This is a genomic window from Nocardiopsis coralli (assembly GCF_014892575.1).
GTDB lineage: Bacteria > Actinomycetota > Actinomycetes > Streptosporangiales > Streptosporangiaceae > Nocardiopsis > Nocardiopsis coralli.
The window spans coordinates 25,876-45,631 of record NZ_JADBGI010000007.1 but is presented as its reverse complement, the minus strand read 5'-3'; the positions used below and the strand labels follow the sequence as shown (position 1 = coordinate 45,631).

General features: G+C 70.8%; 12 protein-coding genes and 2 riboswitches. Of the genes, 3 read left to right on the top strand and 9 right to left on the bottom strand.

The window, feature by feature from the left end; translation table 11 throughout:
- Positions 1 to 25: 25 nt before the first annotated feature.
- Positions 26 to 202, bottom strand: a riboswitch (cobalamin riboswitch).
- A gap of 2,015 nt (positions 203 to 2,217) precedes the next feature.
- Positions 2,218 to 2,775, top strand: a complete 558-nt coding sequence (locus IDM40_RS09455; RefSeq protein ID WP_193121571.1) for a dihydrofolate reductase family protein — start codon at positions 2,218 to 2,220, stop codon at positions 2,773 to 2,775.
- Here IDM40_RS09455 and IDM40_RS09450 read toward each other — a convergent pair.
- From IDM40_RS09450 to IDM40_RS28065, 6 genes are all read right to left on the bottom strand, one after another.
- Positions 2,772 to 5,093, bottom strand: coding sequence for an NHL domain-containing protein (locus IDM40_RS09450; RefSeq protein WP_193121570.1), 2,322 nt, complete (start codon positions 5,091 to 5,093; stop codon positions 2,772 to 2,774). The genes IDM40_RS09455 and IDM40_RS09450 overlap by 4 nt on opposite strands.
- A 236-nt stretch (positions 5,094 to 5,329) precedes the next feature.
- Positions 5,330 to 9,823, bottom strand: coding sequence for a molybdopterin cofactor-binding domain-containing protein (locus IDM40_RS09445; protein ID WP_193121569.1), 4,494 nt, complete (start codon positions 9,821 to 9,823; stop codon positions 5,330 to 5,332).
- 59 nt (positions 9,824 to 9,882) lie between these two features.
- Positions 9,883 to 11,271, bottom strand: coding sequence for a guanine deaminase (guaD, locus tag IDM40_RS09440; RefSeq protein ID WP_193121568.1), 1,389 nt, complete (start codon positions 11,269 to 11,271; stop codon positions 9,883 to 9,885).
- 266 nt (positions 11,272 to 11,537) lie between these two features.
- Positions 11,538 to 13,073: a fatty acyl-CoA synthetase gene (locus tag IDM40_RS09435; protein WP_216630555.1), complete on the bottom strand. Its 1,536-nt coding sequence runs from the start codon at positions 13,071 to 13,073 to the stop codon at positions 11,538 to 11,540.
- A gap of 583 nt (positions 13,074 to 13,656) precedes the next feature.
- On the bottom strand, positions 13,657 to 14,151 hold the full coding sequence (locus IDM40_RS09430) for an Hsp20/alpha crystallin family protein (protein ID WP_193121566.1): 495 nt from the start codon (positions 14,149 to 14,151) through the stop codon (positions 13,657 to 13,659).
- A 282-nt stretch (positions 14,152 to 14,433) separates the two neighbouring features.
- Positions 14,434 to 15,072 (bottom strand): SLC13 family permease, encoded by a 639-nt coding sequence (locus tag IDM40_RS28065; protein ID WP_328806977.1) that lies wholly within the window; start codon positions 15,070 to 15,072, stop codon positions 14,434 to 14,436.
- Between the two features lie 92 nt (positions 15,073 to 15,164).
- Between IDM40_RS28065 and IDM40_RS09420 the strand changes: the two genes are divergently transcribed.
- A complete protein-coding gene (locus IDM40_RS09420; protein WP_407939950.1) occupies positions 15,165 to 15,662 on the top strand; it encodes an isocitrate/isopropylmalate family dehydrogenase in 498 nt (165 codons plus the stop codon).
- Positions 15,663 to 15,732: 70 nt separating this feature from the next.
- A riboswitch (TPP riboswitch) is annotated at positions 15,733 to 15,832 on the top strand.
- Complete coding sequence (gene tenA / locus IDM40_RS09415) at positions 15,822 to 16,475, top strand: thiaminase II (RefSeq protein ID WP_216630554.1); 654 nt, start codon at positions 15,822 to 15,824, stop codon at positions 16,473 to 16,475. It overlaps the preceding riboswitch by 11 nt.
- Before the next feature lie 43 nt (positions 16,476 to 16,518).
- Here the strand turns inward: tenA and IDM40_RS09410 are convergent, their stop codons facing one another.
- From IDM40_RS09410 to IDM40_RS09400, 3 genes are read right to left on the bottom strand one after another with little or no spacing between them, the layout of a single operon-like run.
- Positions 16,519 to 17,343, bottom strand: coding sequence for a carbohydrate ABC transporter permease (locus IDM40_RS09410; protein WP_193121565.1), 825 nt, complete (start codon positions 17,341 to 17,343; stop codon positions 16,519 to 16,521).
- Positions 17,340 to 18,272, bottom strand: coding sequence for a carbohydrate ABC transporter permease (locus IDM40_RS09405; RefSeq protein WP_193121564.1), 933 nt, complete (start codon positions 18,270 to 18,272; stop codon positions 17,340 to 17,342). Before IDM40_RS09405 ends, IDM40_RS09410 begins: the two co-directional genes overlap by 4 nt.
- Positions 18,265 to 19,596 (bottom strand): ABC transporter substrate-binding protein, encoded by a 1,332-nt coding sequence (locus IDM40_RS09400; RefSeq protein WP_193121563.1) that lies wholly within the window; start codon positions 19,594 to 19,596, stop codon positions 18,265 to 18,267. The genes IDM40_RS09405 and IDM40_RS09400 overlap by 8 nt, the downstream gene beginning before the upstream one ends.
- Between the last annotated feature and the right edge of the window lie 160 nt (positions 19,597 to 19,756).

Below are 19,756 nucleotides of genomic sequence, written 5' to 3'. Positions count from 1 at the left end.
TCCTCTCGCGGGGAGATCCGCCCCGGTGGTGAGGACGACGGCGGTGAGTCTCCTGGCTCGCGGGTCACTGCCTCGTGGTCCCGGCCTTCCCGTCCCCGGTGGGGACAGTGGCCGTGCGGGACCGGCTACCCGTGCTCACAGTGGCGGGACCGCGCCGGATTCGCACCGGCTTCCTCGTTCCGCCGTCGTTGGTCGCACACATGATCGCACAAGGGGTTCCAACACACAGCGGTCGCACAAGGGCTACCCCGGTAGGCCTCGGCCCCTTGGGGCCTCGTCCAGGTTCTGGGTTTCGGGCCCTGGGCTCCGGAACGGGGCACCTCTTGGTTCCGTTGGGTGGGGGTCGTGGCGCCGCTCTTCGCGGTCTGCGGGGGTTCTCCTCTTGTGGTTGAGCGACCTGTCCCCTGTGGGTGAGGGGAGAACCTGCCAGGAACTCGGGGGCTCGAGGGGTGAAACCCTTCGTGGGGTTGAGCGGACATGACCTGGCCCCAATGGTTGAGCCCCTGGCCCCGCTCTTCGCTGTCTGTGGGGAGGGGCCTTCCCCTGGTGCGGGTGTGCGTTCACGCCTCTGCGGCTCGGATGGTTGAGGGGCTCCGGGCGTCCATATAACGCGTAAGGGCGGTTACGGAGACCACCGCGCGGAACGCGCGAGAGGGGGCCTCCGGCCGGGGGCGCGCGCACCGCGCGTGGACGGTCGCAGAGCGACCTGTCCCCTGTGGGTGAGGGGAGAACCTGCCAGGAACTCGGGGGCTCGAGGGGTGACACCCTTCGTGGGGTTGAGCGGACATGACCTGGCCCCAATGGTCGAGCCCCTGGCCCCGCTCTTCGCTGTCTGTGGGGAGGGGCCTTCCCCTGGTGCGGGGGTGCGTTCACGCCTCTGCGGCTCGGATGGTTGAGGGGCTCCGGGCGTCCATATAACGCGTAAGGGCGGTTACGGAGACCACCGCGCGGAACGCGCGAGAGGGGGCCTCCGGCAGGGGGCGCGCGCACCGCGCGTGGACGGTCGCTGAGCGACCTGTCCCCTGTGGGTGAGGGGAGAGCCTGCCAGGACCTCAGGGGCTCGAGGGGTGAAACCCTTCGTGGGGTTGAGCGGACATGACCTGACCCCAGGGGTTGAGCCCCTGGCCCCGCTCTTCGCTGTCTGTGGGGAGGGGCCTTCCCCTGGTGCGGGTGTGCGTTCACGCCTCTGCGGCTCGGATGGTGGAGGGGCTCCGGGCGTCCATATAACGCGTAAGGGCGGTTACGGAGACCTCCGCGCGGAACGCGCGAGAGGGGGCCTCCGGCAGGGGGCGCGCGCACCGCGCGTGGACGGTCGCTGAGCGACCTGTCCCCTGTGGGTGAGGGGAGAGCCTGCCAGGAACTCAGGGGCTCGAGGGGTGAAACCCTTCGTGGGGTTGAGCGGACATGACCTGACCCCAGGGGTTGAGCCCCTGGCCCCGCTCTTCGCTGTCTCTGGGGAGGGGCCCTCCCCCGGTGCGGGTGTGCGTTCACGCCTCTGCGGCTCGGATGGTTGAGGGGCTCCGGGCGTCCATATAACGCGTAAGGGCGGTTACGGAGACCACCGCGCGGAACGCGCGAGAGGGGGCCTCCGGCAGGGGGCGCGCGCACCGCGCGTGGACGGTGGCTGAGCAACCTGGCCCCTGTGGGTGAGGGGAGAGCCTGCCAGGACCTCAGGGGCTCGAGGGGTGAAACCCTTCGTGGGGTTGAGCGGACATGACCTGACCCCAGGGGTTGAGCCCCTGGCCCCGCTCTTCGCTGTCTCTGGGGAGGGGCCCTCCCCCGGTGCGGGTGTGCGTTCACGCCTCTGCGGCTCGGATGGTTGAGGGGCTCCGTGCGTCCAGATAACGCGTAAGGATGGTTGCGGGGCCCACCGCGCGGAACGCGCGAGAGGGGGCCTCCGGCAGGGGGCGCGCACCGCGCGTGGACGGTGGCTGAGCAACCTGGCCCCTGTGGGTAAGGGGAGAACCTGCCAGGAACTCGGGTATTTGGGGGCGGAGCCCTTTGAGCGGCTGAGTGGCCTGGCTCCTGGGGCTTGGGGTGGTGGCACCGCTCTTCGCTGTTGATGGGCGAAGCCCTCGTGGATGGCACGAGTTCCGGCTCGGCGCATGCGGGCGACCGGTCCGCGTCACGAGCTCGTGTCGGACCACCCCCTCCAGGGTTCCTCTCCCCCACGACCGGGCATGGAGCACCACATCCGCCACACAGCCGGAGGTCCCGATGGGCACGCTGGTCTACTCCATGTTCGTCTCACTCGACGGTTACATCGAGGGAAGGGACGGTTCGCTCGACCACCTGGTCCCCGACGACCAGCTCCACGGCTTCGTCAACGAGCAGTCCCGTGCGGTCGCCGCCTCCATGTACGGGCGGCGGCTGTACGAGGCCATGGCCGGATCCTGGCCCGACGTGAAGGAGTCCCCCGACACACCGCAGGTCGACTCAGACTTCGCGGAGGCCTGGAGGGCCACACCCAAGTACGTCTTCTCCACGACGCTCGAACGCGCCGAGTGGGCCGACCGGCTCATCAGCGAGGACGCGGCTGCCGAGGCCGCCCGCATCAAGGAGCAGGTGGACGGGGAGATCGAGGTGGGCGGCGCCGACCTGGCGTCCTTCCTCATCGGGGAGGGCCTGATCGACGAGTACCGGCTGTTCGTGTTCCCCATCATCCTGGGCGGACGGAAGCCGTTCTTTCCGGATTCGGCCGCGCCGGTCGGCCTGCGCCTGGCCGAGACCCGCACCTTCGACTCCGGCGTGGTGTACCTGCGGTACCTGGTCTAGCCCGTGGCCGGTTTCGCACGGTTCAGGCGCCCGAATGCGTCCAGCACACCCGCCACGAGCAGCACCACCACCGTGACGGCGGCGACGGGCCAGCGCCGGGGGTTGCGCACCAGGGTTCCGAGCTCGTCCCGCAGCAGGAAAGCACCGGCCGCGACGAACAGCGCCAGCGCACCGAGCGCGCCCCACCCGGCGACGGCCGCCCACGGGACGTGCACGACCTCCCCCGGGCGCACCACGACCTTGATCTGGTTCGTGGACAGGTCGGTGAAGTACAGGTTCCCGTGCGGGTCCGTCTCGATGGTCGTGAAGATGTAGTAGCTCGTCTCGTCCTCACCCTGTGCGCTGTTCAGGACGGTCCGCATGGTGCCGTCCTCCTCCACGACCCGGATCCCGTGTGCGCTCGAGACGTACACACGCCCGTCGGGGTCGACGGCGATGCTGGTCGGCTGCTGGACGACGGTCTCGGTCGCGGGGCGCCCGTCCTCGAGCTCCTTGTCCGTGTAGCCGTCGGCGTCGAGGCCGGCCACGTGGACCTCGGTCCCGTCCGGTTCGACGGCGCTGATGCGGTCGTCCATCGTCTCGGTGTAGTACACGGTCCCGTCGGGCGCCACAGCCATCTCCTCGGCCGCGGAGACCGGGCCGGCGTCGCCCACGGACGTGAGTGAACCGTCCGCCTCCAGGCGCGCGAGACCGGTCATGTCGGACAGCAAGAGTTCCCCGTCGGGGCCGGCGGCAAAGGTCCTCACCTGCAGGTCGGCGATACCCTCCTCCCGTTCACCGCCGACGTCCTCCTCGCTGAGCATCGGTTCGGCGGCCTCTCCTGACGGGGCGCGGTGGGGGCCGTTCGCCCCGAGCACGTACAGGGTGCCGTCGGGCGCCGCCTCGACCTCCTGCGGTTGCTGCGGACCGCCCAGGCCCCTGTCGTTCGAGCTCGCGTGCAGGGTGGTCAATGCGCCGCTGCGCACATCCACGGCGCGCACCGGCCACCCGCCGGCTTCCTGCACGTAGACGGTCCCGTCCGAGGTCGGGGCCAGGTCGTAGGGCAGTTCCAGTTCGGTCTCGGAGGCATCTCCTTCCAGTTCCCAGTGCTCGACCCCTGCGATGTCGGCGATGGAGGCGAGGGTGCTGACCGTGCCGTCCGTGTCGATGCTGTGGAGTCCGTCGGCGTCGCTGACGAGGAGTTCGCCGTCGGGTCCCGTTTCGACGGCGTAGGGGATGGTGAGGCGCGCCTCGAGCGCCGGCCCTCCGTCCCCCAGCTCCCCGGGCTCGCCGGTGCCCGCGACCGTCTCGATGGTGCCGTCCGCGTCGACCGTGCGCACGCGGTGGTTGAGGGAATCCGCGATGTGGAGGACGCCGTCGTCGTCCACAGCCATCCCCTGGGGGTTGTGCAGCTCTGCGTCCTCTGCGGGTCCGCCGTCACCGGAGAACCCGCCGCGCTCGTCCGCGTCGGACAACCCGTCCGCGTCGGGGAACTCGTCCGCGCCGACCGGCTCCTCGGGCTCCCCGGCGAACGTGTGCAGGGTGCCGTCGGTGTCGATGCGGCGCACGCTGTCGCTCCGAATATCGGAGACGTAGACGTTGCCCTCGCCGTCGACCGCGACACCGACGGCCGCTTTCAGCTCCGCCTCGGAGGCCGGTTGCCCGTCGGCCTCGGCGCCCTCCAGGCGACCCTCGCCGACGATCGTGGTGACCCCACCGTCCGGGTCGACGGCGCCGAGCTCGTAGCCGTGCTCATCGACGTAGTACAGGGTGCCGTCCGACCCCATGGCCAGGTCGACGGCGTTGATCGGCCTGTCGTCGGAGTCCGTGCCCGCGTAGGTGGTGATGGTGCCGTCGGTCTCCACCCGCCGGATCCGTGTGTTACCCGTGTCCGCGATGTACAGGCGGTCCTCGGAATCCACGGCCAGACCCTGCGGGCGGCTCAGCCCGGCCTCCTCCGCGGGGCCGCCGTCGCCGGAGCTCTCTCCATCCGCGCTCCCACCCGCCGCCACACGGGTGCTGCCGTCGGGGTCGACGGCGACCACCCGGTTGCGTTCGGGGTCGGAGACGTAGACGGTCCCGGCGCTGTCGGAGACCAGGAACTCGGGCCCCTCCAGCTCCATGGGGGGCGGTGCCTGCGGGATCTCCTCCCCGCGCTCGGTCTCGTGCACCGCCCCGGCGACGGTGTGCACGGTGCCCGCGCGCTCGTCGGCGAAAGGGTCGGAACTGTCCCCGGAACCCGGTGCTTCCTGCCCGGCGGCGGGCGGGGCACACGCGCAGAGCAGGGCGAGGCAGACGGCGGAGGCGAAGGTGCGGCGCAGGGGGCGCGGGGTGTGCACTGCGGTTCCGATTCCGGCGCAGGGGCCTGAGCGGGAGGGGTGGGTCATCCCCGTGTGACGCACCGGCCGCGCGTACGGTTCGGGGGCTCCCCCAGTCCAGGCGGTCCCGGACACTCTTTCGGCTTCCGACCCTCCGTTCGCAAGGCACAGGTCCCCTCACGCGCGAACGGGCGACGCATACCGGGCACTGTACAGAGCCCCGCGTGCGCCGCCCCTCCCGGCTCCCACCGCGGACCTCACTCGCGGCAGGCCCTGCGGACCTCCTGCACCGTGGCCGGAGCATCGAGGCGGAACAGCCCGTGGAGGCCGTTCTCCTCGCGGGCCGCCCGCACGGCCTCCTTCACCGCGAAGAACACCGTCGAGGCCAGGACCAGGGGCGGCTCCCCCACCTCCTTGGACGACATGAGGTCGTTGGGGTTCTCCGGCACGGCGCCGGCCTTGTCGCGCGGGAACAGGTGCACGTCCATCCGCTGCGGGACGGTGGAGACCGCCGGCGGCTTGTACGTCCACGTGTTGGTGCTGTTGAGCCGCCCCTTCTCCTCCCCCTCGGTCTCGTACGCCAGGTGTTCGGTGAGCAGGTACCCGATGCCCTGGACGAAGGCGCCCTCGACCTGCCCGACGTCCACGGCCGGGTTGATGCTCCGACCCATGTCGTAGACGATGTCGGCCCCCACCACGGTGACCTCGCCGGTCAGGACGTCGACCTCCACCTCGGAGCAGGCGGCGGAGTAGGTGAAGCCGGTGAAGGAATCGACGCCGCCTCCCGCGACGGCGTCCGGGTCGACCTCGATACCCGGGACGGAGGGCTGCTGTTCCCGGGGCTTGTAGGTCAACGCGGGAAGGGGGTCCTCACCCCCCGTCATGGGCGCGGTGAAGGCGGCGACCAGGTCGACCCTGTGGGAGTAGGCGAGCTGCACGAGGTTCTGCCAGACGAGCTTCCCGGTACGGGTGCTCGCGGCCCAGCCCTGCTCGGGGTGGTTCCAGTGGTCGATGCCCTGCTGCTTGCACCAGGCGTCCCCCTTCTCGCGGCGGAGTCCCGTCGCGAAGTCGGTCAGGCGCTGCCGCAGCTTCTCGCACACCTGCTTGACCGCTTCGCCGTTGTACGCGGTTCCGGTGGAGGCGCCGGTGCTGGTGGGGTTGGGGATGACGTCGGTGCGCGGCCCGGTCACCCGCAGCAGGCTCATCGGCACACCCAGGACGTGGGAGGCGATCTGCTCGACCTTGGTCACCACGCCCTGCCCCATCTCCACGCCGCCCTGGTGGACGACGACGCTGCCGTCGCCGGCGTGCACCACGACGTGCGCGGCGGCCTGCTCGAGCATCGCGAGGTTGTACCCGGAGCCGTACTTGACGGGGATCATCGCCATCCCGCGCTTGCGCCACCGGTTCTCGGCGTTGAACTTCGCGACCCTGGCGCGCATCGCCTCGTGGCCGCAGACCTGCTTGAGGTGCTCCCAGACCTCCCTGATGTAGCAGTAGGTGAGCGCCTGCCCGTAGGGGGTGACGTCGCCCCGCTCGTACAGGTTCTTCTCCCGCACGTCCTCGGGGGCCATCCCGATGGCGTGGGCAGCGTCGTCGACGGCGTTCTCGGTGATGAGCTTGCCCTGGATGTCGCCGAACGCGCGGAAGGCCGTGTTGGGCGCGGTGTTGGTACGGCAGACGTCGATGGTGTTCTCGAAGTTGGCGACGCGGTAGGCGTTGTCGGCACGCAACTGGATGCAGTTGGAGACGATGAAGGAGCAGTCGTAGAACGCTCCCCCGTCGCCCCACATCTGCGTGCGCACCCCGCGCATGACGCCCTTGTCGGCCGGGTTCTTCTCGCCGGTGTCCAGGGCGATCTGGTACTGGCCGTAGTAGGGGTGCCTCTTGCCGATGAGTCGGCTGTCCTGTTCGCGTTCCAGGGCCAGGCGCACGGGGCGGCGCAGGGCGTGGGCGGCCACGGCGGTGGGACCGGTGACGAACCGGGCGGCCTCCGTCTTGCCCCCGTATCCCCCGCCGAGCTGGTTGACCTCCACCTGGACCCGGTGGTGTTCGACGCCCAGGGCCATGGCGACCGTCTGGTGCATCTCCATGGGGCTCTGGCTGGCCGGGCGGACCAGCCAGCGGTCACCGTCGAGGGGTTCGACCAGGCAGGTGTGTGTCTCCATGTAGAAATGGGCCTGCCCGCCGGCGCTCTGTGCGTGTTCCACGACCGTGCAGGGGCGCCCGTCGACCTCGGCCGCGCGCACGGCGGGTGCGCGGTCCCCGGGCCTCTTGTCCTCGGTCCAGTCGAAGCGGCTCCCGGGGCGGGTGACCTTCCAGATGTGGGAGACGAAGGACGCGCTGCGGGGGCAGTCGGGGAACACACTGCGCCGGTCGATCGCCTCGCCCAGGGTCAGGATCGGCTTTTTCCAGCCCTCGGGCCAGTCGACCACCCCGTAACTCACGCAGTGCTCGGAGACGTGGTCGGCGATCTTCCGGGCGTCGTGCTCGGTCCGCGCGGCCACCAGAGCCAGGCACTGGCCGACGTAGCCGACCCGGTCGACCGCGAACAGCGGTTGGTCCGATCCCATGCCGTGGGCGTTGATGCCGGTGGCGGGCACGTCGTCGTGGGCCACCAGCCCGAGGAACGAGTCCGGGAACGCCTCGGCCAGGTGCTTGCGCAGGGCGTCGGGGCCGGTCGCACCGGCGGTGTCGGGGTCGGTGAAGGCGAACGAGGCCAGGGCCCGGCGGCTGACCGCGAGCGCCGCGTGCGCGGTGGTGGGGTCGACCGGAACGTCCTGGGTGTAGTGCAGCTGCCCCGAGGCCTGGTACATCGACAGACGCTTGACGTGGGGCTCGGCGACGGGCTGGCGCCAACTCTGCGACGTCCACTTCTGTACCCCGTCGCTGACCGGGCGGTTGCCCCATGTGGTCTCCCCCGCCGAACGCTCGCGCGGGGGCACCTCCACGCCCCGGTTGTGGAGCGCCGTGATGAGCGACTTGCGCAGGAACCCGGTGGCCAGGTCGGCGAGGTAGTCGTCGGTGATGCCTTCGTCAGGGGCTGCACGGCGGCGTTCGGCCGACATCGCGAGGACGGCCTCGACCTCCACACGCAGATCCGTGACCAGGGGATCGATGCCGTTGACGGTCAGGGCCGACCCGGTGAGGCCGACCACGACGCCTTCCGCCCTCCACGGTCCGGTGTCCACCCCGCCGAGGACGACGTCGCAGCTGGTGATCCACAGCGACCCGTTCTCCCCCGGCGTGCTCTGTTCGGGGTCGACCTCCAGCCGGACCGCGGCGTTGACGAGCGCGTGCGCGTTGACCTCGCGCAATGCCGTCTTGTGGGCGACCGCCTCGGTGTCCGGCGTGCCCAGGGGCACGGTGTAGTGCAGCAGGACCAGGTCGTCCAGGTCGGTGGTCCCCTCCCCCACGAGGGCGACCAGATCACCGGCATCCACCGTCGTGCGCTGCTGTGTCGAGGCCCTCCAGTAGGTGATCCGGGCACCGAGCGCGACCAGGGCCGTGAACAGGTCGGAGGGGAAGACCGCGCCGGTGAGGATGTGCCGGAGCACCATCATGGTGTTGCCGCCCACGGTGGCGGTGTTGCGCAGCACCGTGCCGGCCGTGCGACGTGCCATGTGACGCAGGGTCTCGAGCACGGCGGTGCCGCCGTTGCCCCGGCGGTCGAGGGCCGAGTCCAGCGCGGTGATGAGGTCGGTGTAGGTGGTGGCGGCCCCGACCTGCAAATCCCCGCCGGAGACCGAGACACCGTGGAGCTCCGGGATCCTGCGGATGTCGACGAGGTCGAGCGCGTCAGCGACCTCCTGGGGGTAGACGCCGTAGGAGGTGTTGGCGCAGACCAGGCGGCGCTCCGAGGGCTTGGTGATGTCCATGACGGCCTTGAGGCCCGCCAGGCCGGTGACCGTGTGCCACCTCCGGCCCCCGGACTCGACGGTGAGCGGTCGCGGCTCCCTCCGGACCCCTTCGGGCAAGGCCAGGTAGGGGCCGACCCCGGGCGCCGGAGGGTTGCCGACCGGCTCCGGGATGCATCGCATGCGTTTGGCTTCGTCCGCGTCCGACCAGTCCTCGGCGAAGGTCTTCATCCCGGTGAGGATCGACCGGTACCCCGTGCAGCGGCACAGGTTGCCGTCGAGGGCGTGCTCGATGTCGGCCTTGGTCGCCCTGGGGTGGTTGACCAGGTACTCGGTCATGTTCATGACGAAGCCCGGGGTGCAGAACCCGCACTGGGTTCCGTTGTTGGCGGCCAGCCGGTGGGCCACGGGGTTCATGGTGCATCCGGCGCCGCAACCATCGTCGGTCGCGTCCTCGCCCTCCTCTCCGGCCCCGCCCTCGGGGTCCTGGTCCTGCGCGATCCGCGCGGCCGCCTCCGCCGCTTCGGCCACGGCCGGAAGGGTGTAGTCCGGCGGTGCGCCCGACCGGGAGTTCAAGGTCTGGTGGCTGAGGCTCTCGGGGACCGGCCGGCGCACGCTCCCCGTGCCTTCGATGGTGGTGACGGCCATGCCGTCGAGGGAGCAGACCGGGCGCAGGCAGGAGTTGGCGGCCCGGTGTTCGGGTTCCCCGGTCCGGGCGTCCCGCTGGGAGAGCACCACGGTGCAGGCCCCGCAACCGCCCTGTGCGCAGCTCTTCTTCGTCCCGGTGAGCCCGACCCCTGCGGAGCGGAGGTGGTCGACGAGCAGCAGGCCCGGGGAGGGGGCGTCGAGTTCGATCTTTTCGCCGTTGAGGTGGAAGACCACACGGTCGGCCATGGAGGTGTCCTTCGTCGTTCCGGGTGAGAGGCCCGGGTGGGTTCGGCTTGCGCGGCGGGTCACCGGTCGCGCTGGGCGCGCTCGGGTTTGGGGTCCGGGCAAGGGCTGCGTTCGTGGGCGAGGCGTCCTTCGACGTAGGTGGCGGCCACCGCCCGGTCGTCGCCCAACAGGGCGAGGGCGAAGAGCACGTCGTCCACGCTCTCGCTCTCGGCGGTGCGGGCGGAGAGCAACCGGGTGGCGGTCGGGTCCAGCACCACGAAGTCGGCCTCGTGCCCCGGGGCGAGCGATCCGACCCGGCCGTCCAGGCCCATGGCCTCGGCCCCGCCCAGGGTCGCCAGGTGGAACAGCTTGGTTCCGTCCATCGGGTGGCCGCCGAGCTGGCCGACCTTGTAGGCCTCGTTCATGGTCTGCGGGAGGGACAGACCGGTGCCCGCGCCCACGTCGGTGCCCAGTCCCGTGCGGACGGGGCGCCGGTGCCGTTTGGCCTCCCGCACGGAGAACAGGCCGCTGCCGAGGAAGAGGTTCGAGGTGGGGCAGTGGGCGACACCGCTGCCGGTGGCCGCCAGGCGCCGCCACTGGCGTTCGTCCAGGTGGACGGCGTGCGCGAAGACCGCCCCGCGTCCGAGCAACCCGTGGTGTTCGTAGACGTCGACGTAGTCCTCGCGGTCGGGGAAGAGCCGGCGGACCTCCTCGATCTCGTCGGTGTTCTCGGCCAGGTGGGTCTGGACGAGCGTTCCGGGGCTCTCCGCCCAGAGCTTGCCGGCCAGGCGCAGCATCTCGTCGGTGCAGGCCACGGCGAACCTGGGGGTGATGGCGTAGAGGCTGCGTCCCACGCCGTGCCAGCGGCGGATGAGGGCGGCGGACTCCTCGTAGGCCTGTTGCGGGTCGGGGTCGAGGAGGTCTTGGCGTGCGTTGCGGTCCATGAGGACCTTGCCGGCGGCCACGCGCATTCCGCGGCGCGTGGTCTCCTCGAAGAGCGCGTCGACGGAGTCGGGGAAGGTCGCGCAGTTGACGAGGGCGGTGGTGGTGCCGTTGCGCAGGATCTGGTCGCAGAACAGGCTCGCGTGGCGTCGCGCGTAGGCGGGGTCCGCGAAGCGCACCTCCTCGGGGTAGACGTGGTTCTGCAGCCAATCGAGCAGCTGGTTTCCGTAGGCGCCGATGATGCGGGTCTGCACGTAGTGCACGTGCGGGTCCACGAACCCGGGAAGCACGAGTTTGTCGCGGTGGTGCACGACGGTGGTCCCGGTCGCGAGGGAGTCGGCGAGCTCGGTGTAGGGGCCGATCGCGTGGATGCGGCCGTCCCGGACGATGAGCAGTCCGTCCTCGATGTACTCCAGTGCGTGCTCGCTGGAGGTGAGGAACGGGTCGTCGGAGAACCAGACCAGGGTTCCGCGTACCGCGGTCTCGGTGGGACAACCGGCGCCCGGCCCCGCGGGGAGGTCGCTCATGTGCCGTTCCCCCGCGCGCGTGCGGCGGGTGCGGGGTGGCCGTGGTCTCTTCTGGTGCGGTGCACTGTGCGCCGCCTTCCGTGCCGGGTGTGCGGTCCGTGACCGCGTGTACCCGTACGGTTCGCGGAGGGAAACCCCTTCTCCGCGGATCGGCGCAGGCCGGAGGTGTTATGCGCCGATGGCCCCGTTTGCCGTGCGGCATCCCGGAGAATCGGGTCGACCGAAGTGTGTGCTCCGCCCGGCCAGGAACCGTTGTTCCTGGGGCCTCAGTCCTGGCCGTCTCTCAGGGTGCGCTTGAGGATCTTGCCGGAGGCGTTGCGCGGGAGCTCCTCGACCAGGTGCACGGCCTTGGGCACCTTGAACGGCGCGAGGTGCTCCTTGACGTGGTCGGTGAGCACCCCGGGCAGGGTGTCGGGGTCGGCGCCCGGGGCGGGCACGACGTAGGCGGTGACGGCCTCGATCCACCGGGTGTCCGGGGCGCCGACGACCGCGGCCTCGGCGACGTGGGGGTGTGCGAAGAGCACGTCCTCGATCTCGCGGGAGGCCACGAGCACTCCCCCGGTGTTGATGACGTCCTTGATGCGGTCGACGACCTCGATGTATCCCTCGGCGTCGGCGCGTACGAGGTCGCCGGAGTGGAACCAGCCGCCGCGGAAGGCCTCGTCGGTCTCCTCGGGTTTGTCCCAGTAGCCCTGGCACAGCTGCGGCGACCGGTAGACGACCTCGCCGAGCTCACCGGGTGCGACGTCGTTGCCGTCGCTGTCGACGACACGGAGTTCGACGAAGAGGGCGGCACGGCCCGCGGAGGCCGGCCGGTCGGTGTGTTCCTCGGGGCGCAGCACGGTGGCCAGGGGGCCGATCTCGCTCTGCCCGAAGCAGTTGTAGAAGCCCAGGTCGGGCAGGGCTTCCTGGAGGGTCGCGAGGACGGGGCCGGGCATGATGGAGGCGCCGTAGTAGGCCTTGCGCATGCTGGTGAGGTCGCGGTCGCCGAACTCGGCGTGGTTGGCCAGCGCGACCCACAACGTGGGGGCGGCGAAGAACGCGCCGTGGCGGTCGTTCTCGATGCGGCGGAGCAGGTCGGCGGGGTCCGGGGCCTCCACGAGGGTGTTGGTGGCGCCCACCGCCAGCCAGGGCATGAGGAAGACGTGCATCTGGGCGCTGTGGTACAGCGGCATGGCGTGCAGGGGCCGGTCGCCGGGGTCGAGGTCCAGGCCCACGAGGCAGGAGACGTACTCGTGCACGAGCGCGCGGTGGGTCATCATGGCGCCCTTGGGCCGGGAGGTGGTCCCGGACGTGTAGAGCAGCTGGACGAGGTCGGTCTCGGCCACCTGCACGTCGAGTTCGGGAACGGGTCCGTCGGTGGCGCCTTCCAGCAGGGATCCCTCGGCGTCGCGCAGGTCCAGGACGAGGCGCACCCCGGTGCCGCCGACGACCTCCTCGACGGCGGGCCTCAGTGCGGGGTCGGTGAGCACGAGGGTACTGCCGGACTGCTCGAGGAGGTAGGTGAGTTCCTCGCCGCCGAGCGCGTAGTTGACCGGGACGTGGACCAGCCCAGCGCGTGCGCAGGCGAGGAAGGCGATCAGGTACGCGTCGGAGTTGCGGCCGAAGGCTGCGACCCGGTCGCCGTGGGCGGCGCCCTCGCCGAGGAGGCGGGCGGCGGTACGGGTGACGGCGGAGTCGAGCTCGGCATAGGTCCAGGTGCGGTCGGCGAAGACCAGGGCGGTGCGCTGCGGTGTGCGTGCGGCGCTGCGGCGCAGGAGGTCGTCGACCCGGCTCGAGGTTATGGCAGCCGTCGAGCTCATCGATGCGGACATGGCACCTGCCCTTCCCGTCGGCACGGCCCGGAGGGTCGGGGCCGCTGCAGTGGATCCATCCTGTGGTCCCGTCCGGGCCTTCGCAAGGGTCCGGTGCGAACCTGTGGACAACCGTGGGGGCCGGTTCCCGGGGTCGCCGTCGTGGCCCCGCCTTCGCGGTCTGTGGGGAGGGACCTTCCCCCGGTGCAGGCGTGCGGTTGCGCCTCTGGTGCTTGGGTGGCGGAAGGGCTCCGGGCGTCCAGATAAGGCGTAGGGGCGGTTGCGGGGGTCACCGCGCGGAGCGCGAGAGGGGCCTCCGGCGGAGACACGCGCACCGCGCGTGGACGGTGGCTGGGCGGCCTGAACCCTGTGGATGCGGGGAGAGCCTCCAGGAACTCAGCTGCTCAAGGGGTGAAACCCCTTGAGCAGCTGAGCGGACCTGGCTCCTGGGGTTGCTCCGGTGGTGCCGTTCTACGGCGCCTGTGGGGAGGGGCCTTCCCCCGGTCGATGGTGTGCGTGAACACGTCGAACGCCCTCCGGCTGTGCCGGAGGGCGCTCGGTGTCGTGGGGCGGGTCGCGGGGGCCCGGCGGTTCAGGCCTCCTGGGGAACGCCCGAGGTGACGGTGGTGCTCACCGGTTCCCTCGGGGCGGGGACGTGCGCGAGGCCGTTGACGGGGATGCCCACGTCGACGGCGGGCAGCGCGGCGCCCTCGAGCATGATCTCGAGGGTCTCCCCGTCGAGGTCGGCGCTGATCTGCTCGGGACCCACACCCGCGGGCAGGGAGAACTCCCGTCGGAAGGACCCGCCTCCGGCGTTGCACCGTCCGGAGACCGTGAGGCCGCCTTCGGAGCGCCGCACCTGGACCTCGGTGGCGCGCACGCCGGTGAGGTCGCACCGGACGACCATGTCCGTTCCCTGTTCGAAGATCTCCGTCTCGGGGCGGTGGGGCCGTGCGGCGGAGCGGACGCAGTCCATCCCGTTCGGTCCGGTCGCGTCGGCGATCCGGTTCATCTCTTTGACGAAGCCCCACACCGCGCGCAGCGGATTGCCGATAGTGGGGCGCTGAAAGTCTCTCGTGGTGTCCATACGTGACTCCCTCTCGCCACGAAGGCACGGCCCGGGGTCGGATACCTCTGTGGGCTCGTGCACCTGAAGTCAGGATCGTGTCCTGACGTGGACTCTGTGAAGCGGCAACGTCCCGGGGCGGCGCCGGCCGGGGTGTACCGCTTGTTTGATGTATCGGCGCTCGGCCCCGACGAGAGATCGGGTGGAGTTCCTGCCCATATTCTGACGTTCGTAACGACCCGAACACAACGTTTTGATGCAACTTTCGCATGAAACAGGTCACATCGACTGGACAGTCACAGGTCAGCCGATACCGGTGAGGGTCGTGAGGGGCGTGATGAGCCCGATCAGGGTGAGGGTTCCGGCGATGTTGAGGCCGATGCCGGTCTTGACCATGGTCAACAGGGGCACGGTGCCCGACCCGTAGACGATGGCGTTCTGCGGGGTCGAGACCGGGAGCATGAACCCGAAGGACGCGCCCAGGGTCGCCGCCATCGCCGGCACCACGGGGTCGACACCCGCGGCCACGGCCAGGGGGACGACGATCGGCACCACGACGGAGGCGGTCGCCGTATTGCTCGTGGTCTCGGAGATGACCATCGCGAGGAGGGCCGAGAAGGCGACGAGGGCGAAGGAGGTTCCGATCCCGAGCACACCGTACACACCGGTGCCGAGCGTCTCGGCCAGCCCCGTCCCCGTCAGCAGGGAACCGAAGATCATGCCGGTCCCGAAGAGCAGGATGGTGCCCCAGTCGATGGCCTGGGCGTCCTTCCACCTCATGGTCATCGCGCCGCTCCTCCTCCCGAGCGGCAGCAGGAACAGCAGGCAGGCCCCCAGGACCGCGACGATGCCTTCGTCGAGGGTGTCGTCGACCCGGGCGTAGAGATCGGAGCCGGTCCCGGCGACCAGACCCACGACGGCGGGGGCGAGCCAGAGGGCCACGGTGACGCAGAACCGGTGCCACCCCCAGCAGGACGACGGCGCTGACCCCCATGAGGCCGGCGACGGGGATGGGCACGGGTTCGCACACCCACATGACGATCACGCCGAGCAGGACGGCGCCGAGGTACTGCTGCGAGGGCTCCAGGTCCAGCGGCAGCAGGGCGAAGCCGACCGCGACCACGGGCGCCAGCACCCGGCCGACCGTGTGGCGGATCCGTTCGAACCGCCTGTCCGTGGTCGTGGCCTCCAACCTCAACGCCGACATCCTCTCCGACCTGGGCAGCGCCCTGGCCGGGAGCCTCGGGCTCGCCGCCAGCGCCAACCTCAACCCCGAACGGCGTTTCCCGAGCATGTTCGAGCCGGTCCACGGTTCGGCACCCGACATCGCGGGCCAGGGGCTGTGCAACCCGGTCGGCGCGGTCGGCAGCGCGGCCCTGATGCTCGACCACCTCGGGTTGCCCGAGGAGGCGGCACGGATCGGCAGGGCGATCGAGGCGACGGCCCGAGAGGGCGTTCTCACCCGCGACGTGGGCGGGACCGCCAAGACCGAGGAGGTCACCCGGGCCCTGATCGACAACCTCGGATCCTGACGCCTCCACGCCCGTCCACAGCCCAGGGCCCCGGGGGTGCCGCGGATCCGGGGCCGCCTGTAGGGTCTGCCGCACAGGCACGGGGTGCGCCCGCCGAAGGGGCGCTGAGATGAGACCCGTCGAACCTGATCTGGCTAGAACTAGCGAAGGGATCGCCTGATGGCTGGATTCTGTGCTGATGTGTGGGCGGCGACCGCGAGGACGCGCGACGCGATCGACGCGCTCCCGTTCGTACGCGGGCTCGGGGACGGTTCCCTGGACCGCGACCGGTTCGCTTACTACATGACCCAGGACGCCCTCTACCTGCGCGGTTTCGCGCGCGCCCTGGCGTCGGCGGCGGCCAAGGCCCCCAACGGCGAGGAGATCGCGTTCTTCGCCAAGGCCGCACACGACGCGATCGTGGTCGAGGGGGCGCTCCACGAGGACCAGGTGGGCCGGGTGGCCGACGAGGCCGAGCCGTCGCCGACCTGCAACGCCTACACCTCGTACGTGCTGTCGGTCGCGCACACGCAGGGATACCCGGAACTGGTGGCCGCGGTGCTGCCGTGTTTCTGGGTCTACGCCGACGTGGGCGAACGCCTCATGGCCAAGGCCGGTGAGCTCGCCGATCACGCCTACGGCGAGTGGATCGCGACCTACGCCGACGAGGAGTTCGCCCAGGCCACCGAGCAGGCCAAGGCGATCGCCGACCGGCAGGCCGCGGCGGCGGACCCCGGGACGGTCGCGCGCATGCGCGAGGCGTTCCACCGGGCCACGACCTACGAATGGATGTTCTGGGACGCGGCCTGGCGCCGGGAGGCGTGGGCGCACTGAACCGCGCCGCCCGGGGCCGTGTCCGCGGCCCCGGGCGGGCCCCTCAGCCCTTGACCGCGCCCCGGGTGATCCCGTTGACGAAGCTGCGCTGGAAGACCAGGTACACCACGACGATCGGCGCGATGACGATGAGGCTCGCGGCGGCCAGCAGCGGGATGTCGGTGCCGTACTGGCCGACGAACAACCCCAGCCCGGTGGGGGCGGTACGCATCGACGGGTCCTGCATCATCACGAGGACGAGCAGGAACTGGTTCCACGACCACATGAACACGAGCACGGTCAGGGTGGTCACGGCGGGCCAGGAGATCGGCATGAGCACCCGCCACAGGACGGTGCGGTTGCGGGCGCCGTCCATCCGGGCGGCCTCGACGAGTTCGCGCGGCACCCCGGAGAAGTGCGACTGCATCCAGTAGACGCCGAAGGGCAGGAACAGGGCGACCTCGGCCAGCACCACCCCGAGGTAGGCGTCGGTGAGGCCGACCTCGCGCAGGTTGTAGTAGAGCGCGATGACCAGCAGTTCCACCGGCACGGTCAGCCCGAGCACGAACCCGAGGGAGAGGTAGCGCCCGCCCCACACCTGCAGGATCGACAGCGCGAACCCGGCCATCGTCGCGAACAGCACGGTCAGTGGCACCACGGCCCCGCTGATGATGAGGCTGGAGCGCATGAGGTCGTCGAAACCGCCGGCCTCCCACGCGAGGCGGAAGTTCTCCCAGGACCACTGTTCGGGCAGGCCCACCCCGGCGACCTGGCTCCCGGACGGGTGCAGCGCGGCCAGCACGATCCCGACGAAGGGCAGGAGCACGAGCAGGGCCATGAGGCTCAGGAGCCCGTAGCGCAGGGCCGTGCCCAGGGTGCCGTGTCTCATGAGTCCTCCCTGGCCAGGTAGCGGATCGCGCCGACGAGCACGACGACGAGCACGGTCAGGACCACCGCGAGCGCGCTGGCGGCGCCGATGTCGCCCTCGTTGAAGGCCAGCCGGTACACGAGCAGGGCCGGAACGTTGGTGGCGCCGGCCGGCCCGCCGTTGGTGGTGACGAAGACCAGGTCGAAGCTGGCCAGGGCGGCGATGGTGGTGATGACGCCGGCGATGCTGATCTCCTTGCGCAGCCCGGGGAGGGTGACGCTGAGGAACTGCCGTACCGGTCCGGCGCCGTCGATGGCGGCGGCCTCGTGCAGGGAGGCGTCGACCTTCTGCGCGCCGCTCATGAAGAGCATCATGCACAGCCCGCTCATGACCCAGGTCCCGATGAGGCCCAGGGCGACGAGGGCGAACTGTTCGTCGCCGAGCCAGGCGCGGGTGAGGTGGCCCAGGCCGATCAGTTCCAGGAACTGGTTGACCATGCCGTCCTCGCTGTAGACCCAGCGCCAGGTGGTGCCCACCGCGACCAGGGGCAGCACCTGCGGCAGGAAGAACACGACCCTGAAGAAGGTGGTTCCGTGTCTGACCCGCCCGACGAGCAGCGCGGTCATGAGCAGGCCCACGGCGATGGGGATCACCGTGAAGAAGACGATGAGCAGGAGCCCGTTGCCGATCGCCCGGGCCAGGAGCGGGTCGGTGAGGGCCAGCACGAAGTTGTCGATCCCGGCCCACGCGGGCGGTGCGATCCCGTCCCAGTCCAGGAACGAGAACTGCAGGGTACTGACGGCCGGGTAGATCAGGAACCCGACGTAGACCACGACCGCCGGCAGCAGGTACAGCCAGGCGCCGCGCCCGCCCTGGTTGAGCGCTCCCCTTTTCTTGCGCCGGGGTTCCCGGGGTTCGGCGCCGCGTGCGGTGGTTGCTCCCTCATTCATGGTGCTCGTCCCATTCCTCCTGGAGCGTGCGGAGGAACTCCTCCTCGCTCGTGGTTCCGGACACCAGTCCCTGGATCCCGGGGGTGAGCTGGTCGACCATGCCGGGGGTGGCGAAGTCGGGGAAGGGCAGGAGCGACTCCTCCTCGACGACCCCGCCGAACCCGGCGTTGACCTCGCCCATCACCCCGTCGCCCTCGGTGGGCGCTTCGGGGTTCACGGGCATGAACCCGTTCTCGAGCTGGATCCGCGCGGCTTCGGGCGATCCGAGGTAGTCGAGGAAGGCAGCGGCGGTGTCGGCGTTCTCGCTCTGGGAGGAGACCGCGTAGGCCACGCTCGACCCCGAGGCGACCGGGGGCTCCTCCCCCGTCGGCCCCGGCATGAGGAAGAACCCGACGTCGTCGCCCATCTCCTCGGCGAGTTCGGCGGCGGCCCAGTTTCCGGTGACCAGGAACGCGCTCTCCCCGGCGGCGAAGTCGGCCTGGGCGTCGATGTCGGTGGTGGCGTTGGTGCCCTCGGGCAGGTACCCGGCCTCGGCCCAGCGGGTGAGGGTGTCGGTGGCCTCGTCCGCGGCGGGGGTCTCGATGGAGGCGCCCGGCGCCCCGTAGACCCAGTCGCGGTAGTCGTCCTCGTCGCCGAGCACGTTGAGCAGGGCGTTCCAGAGCTGGAAACCCCCGACCTCGAGGGAGCCGTTGCCCAGGGGTGTGGTGCCCGAGGCGTGCACCTGCTCCAGGGACCGGTCGAACTCGTCCAGGGTCTGCGGCGGGCCGTCGACGCCTGCTTCCTCCAGCAGGGACTTGTTGTAGAAGACCCCGAGGATCGACAGGGCCCCGGGCGCGGCGTAGAGGCTGCCGCTGCCGTACTCGGCGGCGTCGGGGTCGGTGCGCAGGGACTCCAGCGGGGAGGACGGGAAGGTCTCGCCCCACCCGTAGGCCTCCGCGTGCTGGTCCAGGTCGAGGATGAGCCCGGCCGGGACCAGCGACTCCATCGCGCCGGGGTTGTACTGGGCCAGGTCGGGCGGGTCCTCGGACGACATCGAGAGCTTCACCGTCTTGATGTAGTCGGTGAACTGGGTCTGCTGCAGTTCGACCTCCACGTTCGGGTGCTGCTCGGTGAAGCCGTCCACCAGGGCCTGGGTGGGCGGGTCGTCGGTGAAGGCGAGCCGGAGGGTGACAGGGCCGTCGGGCACGGTCGTGGAGACGGACGCGGGTGTGTCGTCCTCGCGCACGCTCGTCGACAGCACCGCGCACGAGCTGAGCACGAGCGCGGCGGCCGTTCCCGCGGCGGCCGCCGCAGCAGCGCGGCCTCTCCCCGGTGTGGTGGGCAATGCTCTCTCCCTGCAGTGGGGACCGGCCGGTGGTGGCGGGGGTCCTCCCCGGCCGCGGCGGCGCCGCGCGTGTGTCCGGGTCGGAGGGCGCCGGGCGGCCCGGTGTCCCCGTTCCCGCTGCTCTTGCCGCTGTTCGAGTCGGATGAGTACTGTACGGAAC

What these genes read in the sequence shown, in the direction of transcription:
- IDM40_RS09455 (WP_193121571.1), top strand. Translation starts at nt 2,218, where the DNA reads ATGGGCACGCTGGTCTACTCCATGTTCGTCTCACTCGACGGTTACATC.
- IDM40_RS09445 (WP_193121569.1), bottom strand. Translation starts at nt 9,823, where the DNA reads ATGGCCGACCGTGTGGTCTTCCACCTCAACGGCGAAAAGATCGAACTC.
- guaD (WP_193121568.1), bottom strand. Translation starts at nt 11,271, where the DNA reads ATGAGCGACCTCCCCGCGGGGCCGGGCGCCGGTTGTCCCACCGAGACC.
- IDM40_RS09435 (WP_216630555.1), bottom strand. Translation starts at nt 13,073, where the DNA reads ATGAGCTCGACGGCTGCCATAACCTCGAGCCGGGTCGACGACCTCCTG.
- IDM40_RS09430 (WP_193121566.1), bottom strand. Translation starts at nt 14,151, where the DNA reads ATGGACACCACGAGAGACTTTCAGCGCCCCACTATCGGCAATCCGCTG.
- IDM40_RS09420 (WP_407939950.1), top strand. Translation starts at nt 15,165, where the DNA reads ATGACGATCACGCCGAGCAGGACGGCGCCGAGGTACTGCTGCGAGGGC.
- tenA (WP_216630554.1), top strand. Translation starts at nt 15,822, where the DNA reads ATGGCTGGATTCTGTGCTGATGTGTGGGCGGCGACCGCGAGGACGCGC.
- IDM40_RS09410 (WP_193121565.1), bottom strand. Translation starts at nt 17,343, where the DNA reads ATGAGACACGGCACCCTGGGCACGGCCCTGCGCTACGGGCTCCTGAGC.
- IDM40_RS09405 (WP_193121564.1), bottom strand. Translation starts at nt 18,272, where the DNA reads ATGAATGAGGGAGCAACCACCGCACGCGGCGCCGAACCCCGGGAACCC.